The organism is Erythrobacter sp. S57(2025) (genome assembly GCF_057365055.1).
This window is the reverse complement of sequence record NZ_CP200299.1, coordinates 2,147,062-2,162,924: the sequence shown is the minus strand read 5'-3', so window position 1 is coordinate 2,162,924 and position 15,863 is coordinate 2,147,062. Positions and strand designations below refer to the sequence as shown.

The 15,863-nt window shown below is 58.5% G+C and carries 12 protein-coding genes and 1 tRNA gene; 5 read left to right on the top strand and 8 right to left on the bottom strand.

Annotation, left to right across the window (positions count from 1 at the left end; genetic code table 11):
• The first annotated feature begins 26 nt into the window (after nucleotides 1–26).
• On the top strand, nucleotides 27–1,886 hold the full coding sequence (locus AC0V6N_RS10400) for a calcium-binding protein (RefSeq protein ID WP_486171485.1): 1,860 nt from the start codon (nucleotides 27–29) through the stop codon (nucleotides 1,884–1,886).
• Between the two features lie 19 nt (nucleotides 1,887–1,905).
• Here the strand turns inward: AC0V6N_RS10400 and ahpF are convergent, their stop codons facing one another.
• From ahpF to sppA, 4 genes are all read right to left on the bottom strand, one after another.
• Nucleotides 1,906–3,495, bottom strand: a complete 1,590-nt coding sequence (ahpF, locus tag AC0V6N_RS10395) for an alkyl hydroperoxide reductase subunit F (RefSeq protein ID WP_486171484.1) — start codon at nucleotides 3,493–3,495, stop codon at nucleotides 1,906–1,908.
• A 221-nt stretch (nucleotides 3,496–3,716) separates the two neighbouring features.
• Nucleotides 3,717–4,283 carry an alkyl hydroperoxide reductase subunit C gene (gene ahpC, locus AC0V6N_RS10390; RefSeq protein ID WP_486171483.1) on the bottom strand — a complete coding sequence of 189 codons (567 nt, stop codon included), beginning with the start codon at nucleotides 4,281–4,283 and terminating at the stop codon, nucleotides 3,717–3,719.
• 183 nt (nucleotides 4,284–4,466) lie between these two features.
• Nucleotides 4,467–4,541, bottom strand: a tRNA-Val gene (locus tag AC0V6N_RS10385).
• A gap of 104 nt (nucleotides 4,542–4,645) precedes the next feature.
• Nucleotides 4,646–6,538, bottom strand: coding sequence for a signal peptide peptidase SppA (sppA, locus tag AC0V6N_RS10380; protein WP_486171482.1), 1,893 nt, complete (start codon nucleotides 6,536–6,538; stop codon nucleotides 4,646–4,648).
• A gap of 334 nt (nucleotides 6,539–6,872) precedes the next feature.
• Between sppA and AC0V6N_RS10375 the strand changes: the two genes are divergently transcribed.
• Both AC0V6N_RS10375 and AC0V6N_RS10370 read left to right on the top strand, forming a co-directional pair.
• Nucleotides 6,873–7,913 carry an aspartate carbamoyltransferase catalytic subunit gene (locus AC0V6N_RS10375; RefSeq protein WP_486172469.1) on the top strand — a complete coding sequence of 347 codons (1,041 nt, stop codon included), beginning with the start codon at nucleotides 6,873–6,875 and terminating at the stop codon, nucleotides 7,911–7,913.
• Nucleotides 7,910–9,145: a dihydroorotase gene (locus AC0V6N_RS10370; RefSeq protein WP_486171481.1), complete on the top strand. Its 1,236-nt coding sequence runs from the start codon at nucleotides 7,910–7,912 to the stop codon at nucleotides 9,143–9,145. The genes AC0V6N_RS10375 and AC0V6N_RS10370 overlap by 4 nt, the downstream gene beginning before the upstream one ends.
• A 303-nt stretch (nucleotides 9,146–9,448) precedes the next feature.
• Here the strand turns inward: AC0V6N_RS10370 and AC0V6N_RS10365 are convergent, their stop codons facing one another.
• The 3 genes from AC0V6N_RS10365 to AC0V6N_RS10355 all read right to left on the bottom strand — a co-directional run bounded on the left by AC0V6N_RS10365 (nucleotide 9,449) and on the right by AC0V6N_RS10355 (nucleotide 12,346).
• A complete protein-coding gene (locus AC0V6N_RS10365; RefSeq protein ID WP_486171480.1) occupies nucleotides 9,449–10,945 on the bottom strand; it encodes an SPOR domain-containing protein in 1,497 nt (498 codons plus the stop codon).
• 69 nt (nucleotides 10,946–11,014) lie between these two features.
• Entirely contained in the window at nucleotides 11,015–11,608 is a 594-nt protein-coding gene (locus AC0V6N_RS10360) for a type II toxin-antitoxin system HicB family antitoxin (RefSeq protein ID WP_486171479.1), read from the bottom strand.
• Nucleotides 11,609–11,623: 15 nt separating this feature from the next.
• Nucleotides 11,624–12,346 carry an AAA family ATPase gene (locus tag AC0V6N_RS10355; protein ID WP_486171478.1) on the bottom strand — a complete coding sequence of 241 codons (723 nt, stop codon included), beginning with the start codon at nucleotides 12,344–12,346 and terminating at the stop codon, nucleotides 11,624–11,626.
• Nucleotides 12,347–12,666: 320 nt separating this feature from the next.
• On the opposite strand from AC0V6N_RS10355, the gene AC0V6N_RS10350 reads away from it, so the two are divergent.
• Nucleotides 12,667–13,689 (top strand): SPOR domain-containing protein, encoded by a 1,023-nt coding sequence (locus AC0V6N_RS10350; protein ID WP_486171477.1) that lies wholly within the window; start codon nucleotides 12,667–12,669, stop codon nucleotides 13,687–13,689.
• Between the two features lie 124 nt (nucleotides 13,690–13,813).
• Nucleotides 13,814–15,091, top strand: coding sequence for a DUF418 domain-containing protein (locus AC0V6N_RS10345; RefSeq protein WP_486171476.1), 1,278 nt, complete (start codon nucleotides 13,814–13,816; stop codon nucleotides 15,089–15,091).
• Between the two features lie 3 nt (nucleotides 15,092–15,094).
• On the opposite strand, the gene AC0V6N_RS10340 is transcribed toward AC0V6N_RS10345, so the two are convergent.
• Nucleotides 15,095–15,832 (bottom strand): hypothetical protein, encoded by a 738-nt coding sequence (locus tag AC0V6N_RS10340; RefSeq protein WP_486171475.1) that lies wholly within the window; start codon nucleotides 15,830–15,832, stop codon nucleotides 15,095–15,097.
• Nucleotides 15,833–15,863 lie beyond the last annotated feature (31 nt).

Below are 15,863 nucleotides of genomic sequence, written 5' to 3'. Positions count from 1 at the left end.
GGTCTACCAATCGAAGGGGCAAGCGCTTGGCACTCAATCCAACCTACAACATAATCAACACCGTCAATATTCCACAGGGCGTGATCGACCTCTTATTGGGCGTTACCAATGAGGCATTTCGGCTGTGGGGAGAGGCTTTGGCGGGGGATGCCAACCTGTCCGTGCGGATCGAACTGCTCGATTCGTCCTCCAGCGGACGTGCGCAGGGTGGCTGGGGCAACGGCACCGGCATTGGCCAGTTTGAGGGGCTGACCGTCGTTACTGGTGCGCCCGCCTATGAGCTTCAAACCGGCGAGGATGTGCCTGACCGCGACTACGATATCATTTTGCAGTTCAGCCAAGACTATCTGCTGAATGAGCTGTTCCTCGATCCCACGCCGGGCACTCGCGATGATATCCCGTCAGATCGCACAGATGGGCTGAGCGTGCTTTTGCATGAGATCGGACATGCTCTTGGGATGATCGGATATTACAACACCGATACCAATGAGCAGGGTGGCTTTGCGACGCATTGGGATTTGCGCAGGGTTGAGATCGCGGGCGAGGACTATTTTCGCGGGGACAATGTTGAAGCTGTCCTGGGTGGTGATCTGGAGCAGACGCAGGGCAATTACGCGCATTACGGCAACAATAATGAGAACCCTGCGACCAGCAGTGATCCGCTTACGGGTTTGATGAATGGCGTCGTGTTTTACCGCGGTTATGCCTATACGATCGGCGATCTCGACTTGGCGATTATGGCGGACCTAGGCCTTGGCACGATCCGCGATGACATCCTCGAAAACCCACTTCAGACCCATATGCGCGGCGGCGCAGGCAATGATGACTTGCGCGGGAGCGATATAGACAATTTCCTGTTCGGCGACGAAGGAAACGACTTCCTGCTTGGCAATGGCGGCAATGATGAATTGCATGGCGGGACTGGCTTTGATGAACTGGCCGGTGGCGATGGCGTTGATATTCTGATCGGCGGTGCCGACGATGATCAGCTTTACGGCGAGTCCAATGTCGACTTCGCGATCTTCAGTGGCAACCGCGCCGACTATATTCTCACGCAAGTGCTCGACACGGACGGCACCCCGTTCGACGACGGCACCTTCTACGACATTGTTGGACCGGACGGCACAGATAGGCTTTACGACGTCGAGTTCGCGCAGTTTGATGACGAGCTCGTTCGCTTGCTTCCCGGTATCGGCGTGAGCGTCAATTTCGAAACCGCAGACCCCAGCGTCTACCAGTCCGCGATGAATTCGATCCGCGACTTTGACGGCAACGCGCTGGGTGGTGACGGCTCTTGGCTGCGCATCGGCTCAGCTGACGTGAACGGCGATGGTGATATCGACCAGATCCTTGTCAACGATGCGATTGGGCGCTTCGCCACTGTCGGCACCGCGCCAGACGGCCTAGTCTATTTTGATGATCATTCCTGGGCTGGCGAAACCCGCGTTGCAGGCACCTATATCGATCCGCTCGTAGAGTCGGGCGACGTTGTCCAAGGCTCGGACCAGGACTCACAGCGCCGCTTCCAGAACGACCTGGAGATTGAGAACATTAACCGCGTGCTCGGTTCAGACGATTACAACAGCGACGGTATCCAGGAGGTCTATTTCGCTCTGACCGACGGGACCGCTTACTTGCGCGCGCTAATGCATGACGACGGCAATATTCGCTATGCGAACTACCAGTCAGAGGCGGAGGTGCGCCAGTATCTGACCGAAAACGGTTATGATGAGAGCACTTTTGGCGATTGGTTCACGGGCGGTGCTCAGAGCGCTCAGACGGCGAAAGCGCCAGCTGCACTAGAGCTGGACGTGACCATAAGCGAAGCGCTCCATGGCTTGCCATGGCAGCACTTCGACACGGTTGAGAACGTCTATCTGGTCTGAGGAATTGCCCGCGCGGGCGTTAGGCAGCCTGCACCAATTCCTCGACCGGCTCGTTGCGGATCAGGAAGTCAAACGCGCCTAAGCCTGCCTTTGCGCCTTCACCCATAGCCACAACGATTTGCTTATGCGGCACTGTGGTCGCATCGCCTGCGGCATAGATGCCGGGCAAGTTTGTCGCGCCGTGATCATCGATGATGATTTCGCCAAACTTGGACAGTTCTAATCCTGTATCGACCAGCCACTCAGTATTGGGCACAAGGCCGATCTGCACGAACACGCCTTCAAGCTCGATATGGCGCGTCTCGCCGCTTTCGCGGTCTTTGAGGTTTAGGCCGTTGCAGCGCGAACCATCGCCGGTTACTTCGGTGGTCTGGCCGTTCAAAACGATTTCGACATTGGAAAGCGAGCGTAACTTGCGTTGTAGCACTTCATCTGCGCGCAGCTTGCTGTCGAATTCGATCAGAGTGACATGGCCGACAATCTTGGCAAGGTCGATCGCCGCTTCAACACCGGAATTGCCGCCGCCGATCACAGCGATGCGCTTGCCCTTGAACAGCGGACCGTCGCAGTGCGGGCAGTAAGCCACGCCCTTGTTGCGATATTCCGCTTCGCCCGGAACGCCCAAATTGCGCCAGCGCGCGCCGGTCGAAAGGATTAGAGAGCGTGCTTTGAGCACCGCGCCATTCGCCATAGTGACATGGTGCAGACCGCCGACTTCGCTGGCTGGCGTAAGCTCGGTTGCGCGCGCTAAGTCCATCAGCTCAATCGTGTTCTCAGCGACCTGTTTCTTAAGGTCATCGGAGAGCTTTGGCCCTTCGGTGTAGGATGTGCCGGGCAGGTTCTCGATCCCTAGAGTGTCCTGCAATTGCCCACCAAATCGCTCTGCTGCGATGCCGGTACGGAAACCCTTGCGCGCGGTGTACACGCCCGACGCGACCCCTGCAGGCCCGCCGCCGATCACAAGCACTTCAAACGGCTCTTGAGCGTTGAGTTTCTCAGCTGCTTTTTCATCCGCGCCGCTGTCCAGCTTGGAGAGGATTTCAGCCAGTTCCATCTTTCCATTATAGAAGCTTTCGCCGTTCAGGAAGGTCGCCGGCACCGCGAGAACGCCGCGTTCCTCAACCTCATCTTGGAAGGTGCCGCCCTCGATCAACGTCGCGTTGATGCGCGGGTTCTCAAGCGCCATCAGTGTGAGCGCTTGCACCACGTCGGGGCAATTGTGGCAGGAGAGCGAGAAATACATCTCAAATTCGAAATCGCCTTCGAGTGCTCGGACCTGCTCGATCAAGTCCGCATCGACCTTTGGCGGGTGGCCACCTGCCCAAAGCAGCGCGAGAACCAGCGAGGTGAACTCATGCCCCATCGGCAGTCCTGCAAAGCGTACCCACTTATTCGCGTCTGAGGCGCGGCGGATGATGAAGCTGGGCTTGCGCGCGTCCTCACCATCGAAAGAGGCGGTGACATCATCATGCAAAGCCGCGATCTCGCTTAACAATTCGCGCGTCTGCGCGCTCTTCTCACTGTCGTCGAGCGAGGCAACAAGCTCCACGCCTTCGCGAAGATTGCCGAGATATTGGCTGAGCTGAGCTGTCATGGTCTGATCGAGCATGGGTCTCTCTAGATGATGTGAATGCGCGCAATCGCGCTGGGAAAAGAGGACCGGAAAGCCACCACGCACGGCCCAAATCTGGGCTTAGGGGGTAAGGGGCGGGGGCTTCCGGTCGATAGGTGCCACTCCGAGTGATCAAGGGGTGACGGTCGGCAGCGCGGCGCTGGAGGGGGGAGGGGGAGGTGCGCCGCGCTGCCTTTAGAGTGTTTGGTCTTGCGACCTTAGATCTTACCAACAAGGTCAAGCGATGGAGCGAGCGTGTCTGCGCCTTCTTCCCATGCGGCCGGGCAAACCTGACCGGGATTGGCGCGCACATATTGTGCAGCCTTGATCTTGCGGGTCAGTTCGTTGGCGTTGCGGCCAACGCCTTCGCAGGTGATTTCCATGATTTGGATCACGCCGTCTGGGTCGACCACAAAGGTCGCGCGGTCAGCAAGGCCGACGCCTTCACGCAGCACGCCAAAGTTGTTCGCGAGCACGTGATTCTGGTCGCCGAGGAATGGGAAGGTCAGCTTGCCGATCTTGTCAGAAGTGTCGTGCCATGCCTTGTGGCTGAAATGCGTGTCGGTCGACACCGCAAACACTTCAACGCCCATTGACTGGAGCATCTCGTACTTTTCGCCGAGGTCTTCGAGTTCGGTTGGGCAGACAAAGGTGAAGTCTGCTGGATAGAAGAAGAAGACAGACCACTTGCCGGCAATGTCTGCTTCGCTGACGTCGTAGAAGTCTTCGCCCGCTTTGAATGCGGTCGCGGTGAATGGCTGGATGGTCGAACCGATAATACCCATGAATTTGTTCCTTGAATTCGGGTTGATTGGAGAGGTGATTGTTTCGAGTGCTCAAATAGGGATTGATGCGCTGCACAAAAATTGATTTGTGCGATTGCGAAGATCGATTTTTTCAATCGACAAAACGGGAACCCTGGCGATTGGTTCCGGGCGTCGCAGAGTTCTCTTTTTAAAGGCTGAAAATGGTGGGCGCGCGAAGGGGTGAACTTGCGACCCCACCCGTGTAAAGGGTGTGCCCTACCACTGAGTTACGCGCCCGTTCGCTTGTGCAGTATCACCATCGCAGGCCCGACCGGCGCGCGGCCTTGCTTTACGGTTTTGTCCTCTTTGGGCGCTCAAAGAAGCGCTTTCATGCGCAGCAACTAACGCGCCAGCCACGCTCCAAAGATCTCAAGCATCCCTTTGGCCTCGCGCGAAGAAATTGGCCGGGGATCAGCAGGGCATTCGAGGCAATAGGCCTGAATTCCTTGCGTGCCCATTAGCCGCTGCGCATCGCGCGTCATTTGGCCGATCAAGCTTGAACGTTGTTGCGCTGCCATGGCGAACAGATCGCCACCGCGCACTTCTGGTGCGGGGGCAGTCGCGCTGCTGACAAGCTGGCGAATGAGAGAATCATATTCGCCCACAGGTGAGCCCAAGAAGCGCGCGCTCCAGTCATCTTCTTCAAGGCCAGCTTCGCCTGCGACCCATTGGAGCGCTTCGGAAAGGCCGCCAAATTGATCAACCAACCCAAGTTGGCGACCCGTGCCGCCATCCCACACACGCCCTTGCGCAATTTCGTCAACGCGGTCCGTTGAAAGTCCACGCGCATCTGCCACGCGTTCGAGGAAGTCGGAATAGGTGTCGGTGACGGAGGCCTGCAAGATTGCGTCCACTTCAGGGGTGAAGCCGCCGATAATGTCGGGCTGGCCTGAAAGCGGCGTTGTCGCGAACCCTTCAGCATTCACGCCAATCTCAGAAGCGGCATCCTCAAAGGTGGGGATGACAGCAAAGACACCGATTGAGCCGGTTATCGTCTCAGGTTGCGCGAAGATGCGGTCGCCAGCGGTCGCGACCCAATACCCGCCGCTCGCTGCGACATTGGCAAAAGAGATCGCAACTGGAATTTCCTTAGCGCGATAGCGTTCAATTGCGCGGCGGATTTCCTCTGAAGCAAGGACTGAGCCACCCGGTGAATCGACCCGTACGACAAGTCCCTTAAGATCATCGTCCAGCGCATTGTCGAGGAGGTCAGCAATGCGTGTGCCGCCCGCGGTGCCGGGTCCTGCCTCGCCATCAACGATAACACCGGCTACGGTAACGACCGCAATCTTATTGCTAGAAGAACCGGTTCCCGGACCAACATCGGCAAGGAACGGGCGAAGGTCGCTTTTTGCAAAGGCGCCGGGCTTGTCACTCCAGCTGTCTTCGCCTGCGATTTCCGCCACGTAGTTGCCAAATTCGACACGGTCGCCAAGCTTATCGACCAATCCTGCATCGAGCGCCGCTTTGGCAAGATCGCCAGCGGAGCCTTCGACCCAGCCAACAGGGTCAGTGGTTACACGTTCTAGGTCGAGGTCAGGGCGCGCCTTTGCGACATTGGCCTGCCATTCTTCCCACAAGGCTCCGTAAAGACTCGCGCGGTTTTCCTGAGCCGCATCCGATGGGCCATCAAGGATGTAGGGCTCAACAGCCGACTTGAATTCACCCACGCGGTAGACGCGGGCGTTGACGTTCAATCGCTCGAGCAAACCTGCGTAATAGAGAGCGCTGCCGCCGGGGCCTGCGATGACTGCGCCGCCCAGCGGGTCGGTCCAAATCTCGCTGGCATGGGCAGCCAAATGCATATGATCATCACCATAGGCAACGGCATAGGTCAGCACCGGCTTTTCGGCCTGACGTACACGGTCCATTGCCTCGCCAATGGCTTGCAAATGCACTTGCCCGCCGCCGACAAAGCCGGTCATGTCGAGCACAACCGCCTTGATCCGGTCATCGGTCGCGGCGGCATCCATGGCGCGCACCAGATCGCGGGCCTGATGCTCAACCGGAGGTGCCTGGCCGCTAAGCAGCGTTTCAAATGGATCAACCTCAGATTTCTCTTCCACCACAAAGCCGGACAGGTCGATATACAGCGCGCCGTCGCGGACTTGGCCTGGATTTGGTGCGGCGGATAGGATGCTGAACAGTGCGAGGAAGAAAAGCAGCATGAAGATGAGGACGAGTACGTCCTTGATGCCGACGATCACTTTCCATGCTTTGCCGAGGAAGCTCATTGGTGGTTTTCCTAAGTTTTATCTCCCTCCTAACTAAAGCGGAATGGTCAAAGTTCCACTGAATTCGCTTTTGCGTCCCGTCCAGCGTCAAAATCTGCTCGTCGAAGGGCTTTTGACAGGAAAGACTGGCAATTCGCTCTGGACGGTTGGTTAAATCCAACTTAGGTGCGGGCCTATGCAAGAACTCCTGTTGGAAATAGAGCAATTTTGCCGCCGCCATGACATGTCGGAAACACGGTTCGGCGAGCTGGCAATGAACGACAAGCCCTTTGTCTCGCAGCTGAGGGCCGGGCGCGATTTGCGCGGCAGCACTGGAGCAAGGCTCAAGGAATTCATGGCGCAGTATGAGCAGGGTCGGCTTGCCAGCACTGCGCATTCGGACCGCTTTCCCGCAGGACGCCTCGCTTTCCCGCACCGCGACCTTACCGGCATTGGTCGGTTGGAACGGCATGAGATCCTCTATTTGCTCGCTCAAGCGGAGCAATGGGTGGAGTTGAACCGCCAAAGCGCGAAACATGCAGGGCTGCTGTCAGGCCTCACCATCATCAACGCCTTCTTCGAGAACTCGACCCGGACGCTCCTCTCGTTTGAAATTGCTGGGAAGCGCTTGGGGGCGGACGTGGTCAACATGCATGCCGCGCAGTCGAGCGTGAAGAAGGGCGAAACGCTGATTGACACCGCGATCACACTCAACGCCATGCGAGCGGACGCGATCGTCATCCGCCACGGATCGAGCGGCGCTACGCAGCTGATTGCAGACAAGGTCGATTGCCCGGTCTTGAATGCAGGCGATGGTCAGCACGAACACCCAACGCAAGGGCTGCTCGATGCGCTCGCGCTGCGTCATGCGCTGGCGAAGCGGGGGGAGCATTCGGAGGACTTCACCGGGCGCACCATCACTATTTGCGGCGATATCCTGCACAGCCGTGTCGCGCGCTCCAACATCCTGTGCCTTCAAGCGCTTGGCGCGAGCGTGCGTCTTTGCTCTCCGCCAGCTTTGATGCCGCAAGGGGTTGAGGCGATGGGTGCAGAGCCATTCCACGATTTCGAAGCGGCATTGTCGGGCAGTGATGTGGTTATGATGCTGCGGCTCCAAACCGAGCGCATGTCGGGTCAGTTCATCCCGTCTGCACGTGAGTACCACCATCTTTACGGCCTCACCAAAGCGCGGCTGGAGCGTGCCGCGCCCGATGCGCTTGTGATGCATCCCGGCCCCATGAACCGAGGGGTCGAGATCGATAGCGATGTCGCCGACATGCTCGACCGATCCATCATCACGCAGCAGGTGGAGATGGGGGTCGCGATCCGCATGGCTTGCCTCGACGTGCTGACCCGCTCAGCTCGAGGTGTTAAGGGATGGGAGATGGCGTCATGAAGCAAGTCCAAGCTCTCACCATCACCAACGGTACGCTCGTTACTCAATCGGGCCTTAGCGAAGGCGCAGTGCGGCTGGTCAATGGCACGATTGAGGCGGTTGGCGCTGATGTCACTGCGCAGGACGGTGATCGGACGCTGAATGCACGGGGCAAGCTAATTGCGCCGGGTCTTGTCGACCTTGGCGTGTTTGCAGTCGACAAACCCGCATTTCACTTTGGCGGGATCACCAGAGCCGCCCTGATGCCCGACCAGTCGCCGCCGCTCGATTACCCCAGCCGCGTTGCTTACGTTGCCAAGAGTGGGAAGCCTGATTTCTGGGTCCATCCGCTTGCCGCCGCGACGCGCGGGCTCGAAGGGGTTGAACTGGCAGAGATCGCGCTGATGCGTGATGCAGGCGCGCGCGGCGTTGCGACCGGGCGCGGCTGGATCGGTGATAGCGGTGCGATGCTGCGCCTGTGCCAATATGCCGCGATGCTGGATCTGGTGGTGGTCACTCATGCCGAGGATGCCGCCATTACCGGGGAAGCCGCCGCATCAGCGGGTGAGATCGCCACCCGGCTTGGCCTACCCAGTGCGCCTGCCGAAGCAGAGACGCTGGCGATTGCGCGTGATGTGATCCTGGCTGAGATGTCGGGCGCGCGGGTCCACTTCCGTCAAGTCACCACCCGAGCAGGTTTTGACCTCATGCGCCAAGCCAAGGCGCGGGGGGTGCGCGTAACTTGCGGGATCACTCCTGCGCACTTCATGCTATCTGACCTTGCCAGCGCTGACTTTCGTACTTTCACCCGGCTCTCGCCACCTTTACGATCTGAGGATGACCGGCAGGCCGCGCGCGCTGCGATTGCAGATGGCACGGTGGATGTGATCTCAAGCGGGCATGATCCGCGTGGTGCAGAGGGCAAGCGCTTGCCTTTCGCTGATGCTGAACCCGGTATGGCAGGGGCAGAGACGCTGCTTGCCATGACGCTGAACCTCGTGCGTGAGGAGCTGATCGACATGCCGCGCGCTTTCCAATTGCTCGCCGCCAATCCGGCTGAGTTGCTGGGCGTTTCGGCGGGAGCATTAGAGGTAGGGCGCGAAGCAGATGTCGCAGTGATCGATCCCGAAGCCCCTTGGTTTGTAGACCGCACCAAGATGGGGGCGAGAGCCGACAACACCCCGTTCGACCGACAAGGCGTGCAAGGCCGAGTGAAGGCACTGGTCAAAGGCGGGGTTGAGGTGGCGCTATGAGGCGGCGCTGTTACGCGTAAGTGTACCGATTGAAAAAAGCGTGATCCACCGCAAGGTATTGAGAAATTGCGGGAAAAGTAAATTCCTACGAAGATAACTGTCACCTTCCAAAATCATCGCCGCCCATTTGGGTTCGCGGTTCGATTTTGGTGGTAGCCAATGCGCGATGAGTAGGAAAATGCGCGTCCCTCGCAGGTCAATATAGTTCGCAAGGCACTCAAACGAAAAATGCCCCCGAAAGCGCTAGGCTTTCAGGGGCAGTTTCGCTGAAGCTCTCAAAACCAGAGAGTGGAGAATTGGGTGTTAGCGGGTGCGCGCTGCGATCCGCACACCGCGATCAACCGCGCCAGCTGGCGGGTTGGAAGCGGCATAGGCGAAGCAGCCATTGCCGCGTGATTTCACCGCGTTGCACATTTGTGCAGCGCTGCTGCGGCCAAAGCCGGCGGCAGCCACGCGGAAGAATGTGCGGCCATTTACGCGTGCCTCTGTGATCACGACGTCGTGACCAGCGAGCGATGGGAAGCGGCGCTTCATATCGTTCCACTTGCTTTCAGCAACAGCGCGGGTGCTGAATGCGCCCAGCTGAACCAGATGCGTATCAGCCGAGCCGGTTGCAGCAGCCTGACGGCGCTGCGGAGCAGGGCGTGCGGCACGCTGAGGTGCGGCGCTGCGCGATTCTGCGGCAGCAGATGCTGGGACGCTTTGCACAACAGCGTTCGACACGAAGCGTGGCGCTCCGCGTGAAGGCGCTGCCGCGATTGCTGGAAGCGAGTTTGTTGCCGGAGCAGGTGCCGCGGCAGGCGATGCTGCCGGAGCGGGCGCCGCTGGCGCATTAGCAACACGCGGTGAGTTCACGCGCGGAGCAACACGCTGCGGTGCAGGGCGTGGTTCAGCTGACGCAACACGAACGGGCTCAGCGCGAACAGGCGATGACTCGACTGTTTCAACTGCGCTTGCAACAACAGGTGCAGGTGCGTCGACAGGTGCTTCGGCCAGATCAGACACAGGAGCATCAGTGCTTTCCGCAGCAGCTTCGGCAACCAGGACTTGCGCTTCTGGGAAGTTGGCAAGTGCCAGGTGCTGTGGCTGGCCACCGTCAGAAACGGCCGACACGCCAAGCAGCGAAGCAACGCGAACTTGATAGTCTTCAGGACGTGCAGCAGAGGCCCAGTCAGACAGACGCGCATCCAGTTGATCAGCAGGTACGTCTTCTGCGGCCATCACGCGGGCAGCGCGCCAATTGCCAGCCAAGGCATAGGCATAGGCAAGGTTTTGACGGGCCTTGGCGGTGTTATCGCCATTGCGCACGGTATTGATGAGGTGGTGAACACCGCGCTCTGGCTGACCAGCCAGCGCAAGGGCAAGGCCCAGATCAACGCTCGGGATCACACCCTGATATTCGGTTAGCTTGGCAATCGCTGAATTGTTATCGCCGGTGGCAACCTTAGCGAGTGCATAGCTGAGCACTGTGCGAGGATCTTCGTCACCCAGTTCGATCGCTTCACCAAATGCGGTAGCGGCGGACTGGAAACGACCCTCTTCAAGATAAGCAGCACCAAGAACAGCGCGGTAGCCAGCATTGCGTGGCTCTGCGAGCACGGCGGCTTCGGCGTGGGTAACGGCGCGCTCGCCTTTGCCATCTTCAAGCGCGGCTTGCGCTTTGGCAAAGGAGACCTCACCCGCAGGTGCAGATGCGGCGCAACCGGCCAGCGCCATGCTAACCAGAGCGGTGCCAACAAAAAGGCCGAATTTCGGTGCAGCCTTCATGCTGTCCTTCGAAACTTCATTACGGCGGGCCATGTGCATTTCCCCTAAATTAACCATGATAATCTGCGTCTAAATGGTTCTTGGTTGATCGTTACGTGTTGTTCAGTTGTCTTTGATGCGTCCGCTCAACTGCTCTGCCAGCGTGTCGAGACCATCAAGATCGCTCAGCATTGCATCGAGGGCTTGCGTCACCAGAGCCTGCGCGCTGACACCTTGCATGGTGGAAGCGAGACGCAGTTTGAGGTGACGGTCTGTGTCGAGCCGCAGAGTAAAAGCGGCGCGGCGTGTTTGTTTGGCTGCGCTTTTCTTTGGCGCGGCTTTCTTAGCGGAAACCTTTTTGTTTGAAGGCTTCTTCGCCTTCTTTGCTGGCTTCTGCTGGATCAGCTCAGGGGCTGCTTCCACTTTCGCGGTCACACGCTCTTCAAGCTTGGTCTGCTGCTGTTTGACCAGTGGGCTTTCACCGATAAAGTCTTCGTTGGCAGCATCACGCTGCGCCGGGTCAAGCGCGACAATCTCGGCGCTTTCTGATGATGCGTCCTGCTCTTCACCGCCCATGTCGTTCCAGCCCAGATCTTCGAGCTGTTCGGCCTCGACCACTTCGGGAAGCGGCGCGAGTTGAGGACGCATGGCAGGCTTTGCGCCGCCCTTACGAGCGAGCAAAGTCGGTCCTAGCGAGGCAAAGCTGGCTTCGGACATCCTACGCTCCGGCTCTTAATTCGCCACCCGGCGGCCAAAGCCACCAGAAGGACGATGCATCCCATTGGCTTGAACCTGAGGGCTCGTGCCGGGTGCGGAGAAAACGGTGCGGCGGAAATTCTTTTCAAGACGATCCGAAATGTATTTCCAAAGCGCGGTCATTTCAGCTGCGCTGCGGCCATCAGGATCGACTTCCATCACAGTGCGGCCATCAATCATTGAGGCTGCAAAATCTGTGCGGTGGTGAAGGGTGATCGGAGCAACCGTACCGTGCTGCGAAAGCGCAACGGCGGCTTCGGATGTGATCTTTGCCTTAGGCGTCGCTGCGTTAACAACGAAGACCAGCGGCTTGCCAGCGCGCTCACACAGATCAACGGTCGCGCCAACAGCGCGCAGATCGTGTGGGCTGGGGCGAGTTGGAACAACAATCAGTTCCGCAACGCCGATCACCGATTGAATTGCCATCGTAATGGCAGGTGGTGTGTCGATCACAGCCAGCTTGAAACCTTGCTGACGGAGAACCGCCAGATCGTTTGCAAGCCGCGAAACAGTAGTCTGTGCAAATGCGGGATATTCCGCCTCGCGCTCGTTCCACCAATCAGCCAGCGACCCTTGCGGATCGATGTCGATCAGAACAACTGGTCCAGCGCCTGCGCGCTGAGCCTGAACGGCGAGGTGCCCGGACAGGGTTGTTTTCCCTGATCCACCCTTCTGCGATGCCAAAGCCAGTACACGCAACGCTCTATTCCCCCTGGTAAAAGTACCGTGGTGCCGCCCAATTGCGGCTTCGTCCCTAGGGAGATCGCAGACTACCCCTAATTTTGGGTTAACGGCGTTGCCAACTTTGCAGACTGGTTAGGTCACAGCCGGGCACATCAGCTAACATTCCGATACAATTTGCAGCGCTCACCCTTACGCGTGATCATCAAAGCCGCAGGGGGGCAGGCAACGAATTGCTAACCTTTGATTCACTATAAGAGCGATGCGTTAAATTTCTGACGGCAAATGATGCGAATTTTTTGACGCATTGCTTTGCCGAAAAAAGGGAAACCTGAACCATGGCTCATTTCGCCGCTCCATTTTCCGCTCTCTTGCGCTTTGCCGCTGGTACAGGCGCAACTGCGCTTGTCCTATCCGCCGCGCCGCTTTCGGCTGATGTGAAGGCCGGGGTCGATGCCTGGAGTGCTGGCGATTATGCGACCGCTGTGGCCGAATGGCAGGGCCCTGCTCGCAATGGCGATGCGGATGCATTGTTTAATCTCGCGCAGGCCTATCGCTTGGGTCGCGGGGTAGAGATCGACATTGGCCGCGCGCGTGAATTATATGCTGAGGCCGCCAATAAAGGCCACATCAAGGCCGCCGACAATTATGGCTTGCTGCTGTTCCAACAAGGGGAGCAGGCAAGCGCCATGCCGCTGATCAAGGATGCCGCAGAACGCGGTGATCCGCGCGCGCAATATGTGCTTGGACTGGCGCATTTTAACGCTGATTACGCGCAAAAGGATTGGGTGCGCGCTTATGCTCTCTTGACGCTCGCCAATGGTGCTGGATTGCCGCAGGCCGGCACGGCTCTGGCGCAAATGGATCAATATGTCCCGCTCAGTGATCGCCAGACCGCGCAGTCGCTTGCCCGGCAATTGGAAGCGCAAGCCGAGCAGCGCCGTTCAGCTGAACTCGCCGCTCTTGACCTCGGCACGCAGCAAGCACCGATTGCACAATCTGCGCCAGCCGCTCCCGTTCGCACAGCTGCAATCACGCAGCCGCGCCAAGTTGTACCTGTGCCATCGCCTGTGCCATCGACTGCATCGTCAGCCGCGTTTTCAGCTCCGAAAGCGCGCACTCCTGCAATGCGCGGCAATTGGCGCGTGCAATTGGGTGCCTTTGGCGTTGCCAGCAACGCCGATCGCTTGTGGTCTGACCTTCAGTCAAACCCGGCGCTTGCAGGTACTGAGAAGTCGCTCGTTCCCGCGGGCCGTGTCACTCGACTTCAAGCTGTGGGCTTTGCCAACCGCGCAGAAGCGCAAGCGGCCTGCGATGCTCTGACACGTCAAGGACAGGCCTGCCTTGTCCAGCGCCCCTAAAGCGCACTTCTGGCGACGTTGGGCTTAGGCGCTTATGCGCCACTAACGCCCTTTAATCGAATAGCTCTTCCCCTCTTCGCCTTGGCTGCTAGTTTAATCAGCCAAAGGGATCAGGGGAACATGCATGAGTGATGACACCAGCGCAGCTGCGGTGGAGGCTGCTGTAGACGCAGCGCCGGTTGCGAAAAGCGATCGCATTGAAACGCTCGATTTTATTCGCGGTATAGCGGTGATGGGTATTCTGGCGGCGAATATCATCGCCTTTGGTCAGCCCTTCAACGCCTATATCGTCCCCAGTTCCTTCCTTGTTGACCCTGCAGATCCAGGTGGTTGGCAGTGGATTACGCAGTTTGTCCTGATCGACGGCAAGATGCGTGGCCTGTTTACGCTGCTGTTTGGCGCAGGCATGTATTTGTTCATGGAACGAGCCTGGGCACGCGGTTCGTCGCGCTGGCTGCAAGTGTGGCGATTGTTCTTGCTCCTGTGCTTTGGCCTCATCCACTTCTTCTTCATTTGGATGGGAGACATTTTGGCGATGTATGGCCTTATTGGCTTTGTCGCTGTGGCCTTCATGCGGCTCGACAAAAAGGCGATGCTGGCCACCGGCCTTGCTCTGTATGGCCTCGGCGCGATGCTCTTTACGCTCATGAGTTTCCCATATTTTGTCACCGATACCGGACTTGGCGAAGTGCCCGAGATGGCGGAAATGCGCGCGGAATTCGATAATGCTGCCGAACTCGCATTGGCGGAGGACGCCGTGCCTGCCGAATTTAAGAAGACCGGCGATTACATCGGTCTTGTCTCGGATCGGCTGACCGAAGATTGGTCGCTCCCGCTCGTGAATTCTGGCCTGTTTATCTTCGAAAGCCTGCCGCTGATGCTGATGGGTATGGCGCTATATCGTTATGGCTTTTTCAGTGGTGCGCTCAATCGCAGCAAGATGATCCGATGGGGTTGGATTGGCGTTATTTCAGGCGGGCTGATCAGCTTTGGCCTCGGTCTAGTGGCGAAAGAAGCTGGCTTCACTTTTTGGGCGGGCAATTCCGCTTTCCTGGCTTGGAGCCCGTTACCGCGCCTCGCAATGGTGCTGGGACTTGCCGCGCTGATGGTGGCCTATTCCCCGGCATGGACCGGTTGGCTTGCGGAACGCGTGCGCGCTGCGGGTAGAGCTGCCTTTACCAACTATCTGGGCACATCCATCGTCATGCTGTTCATCATGCATGGCTGGGCGCTGGGCCTGTTCGGGAAACTCAACCGGCCAGAGCTTTACCTGCTCACATTTGCGATGTGGGTATTGATGCTGGCTTGGTCAAAACCGTGGCTGGAACGGTATCGCTATGGCCCGCTCGAATGGCTGTGGCGCTGCCTTACCTATCGCCAGCTTTTCGCGCTGAAGCGCTAATCCCTACTCTGGGGCGAACATGTACGCAGCCACAGCTGGCTCGATATCATCGGGCAGGTTGGTGATCCCTTCGTAGAAGGCAACACCCAGATCACATTGGTCCTGTGGGGGGAGTGCTTCCATTTCGGGAACGAGCCCCAGCAGCGCTTGCAAATCAGGGTCAATGCCGGTCGCAGCGATGGCATCGCCCAGACTGTTCAGCTCCGCTTGAGTTGGTTCAGCATAATCCTGCGGGTCATCGCGGCCCGCAGCAGCTGCGCGCACCATGGCGGTGTTGCGGCGTTGGATTGCGGCTTGGGCTGCAACGTTTTCTTCGTCCACAAACACCCATCCGCCCATCGTCATAGTGGCGCAGGCGTCCGTCGCACTGCGCTGTAGCGTTTGATAAAGCTCGGCTTCGGTTGCGCTCCAGATCAGCATAGTTTCCGCTGGCGCCTTCACGGCATCAGGCGCAATCCGGGTCATAAAGTCTTGGAGCCACGCAGCACCGATTTCCTTGCCGCGCTCCTCGGTCCGCTCAAGCATGGGCAGTTCCTGTATCTGCGTCACAAGCGCCTCGACATCGTCGGGATAGGTCTCGCGGATCACCTTGAACAGCTCAGCGCCCGATGATTCCTCGAATAAGCCACGCTCAATCGCCGCACGGTCCTGCTCAGGCGTAAAGCCGCATGCCGCAAGACCCACTACCATCGTTGCGGCTAGTGCCAGTCTTGCCTTTAAAAGGGCCGTTTTCTGAGCCATTTGAGCCATCGCCTTCTGCATAATTCTGTCT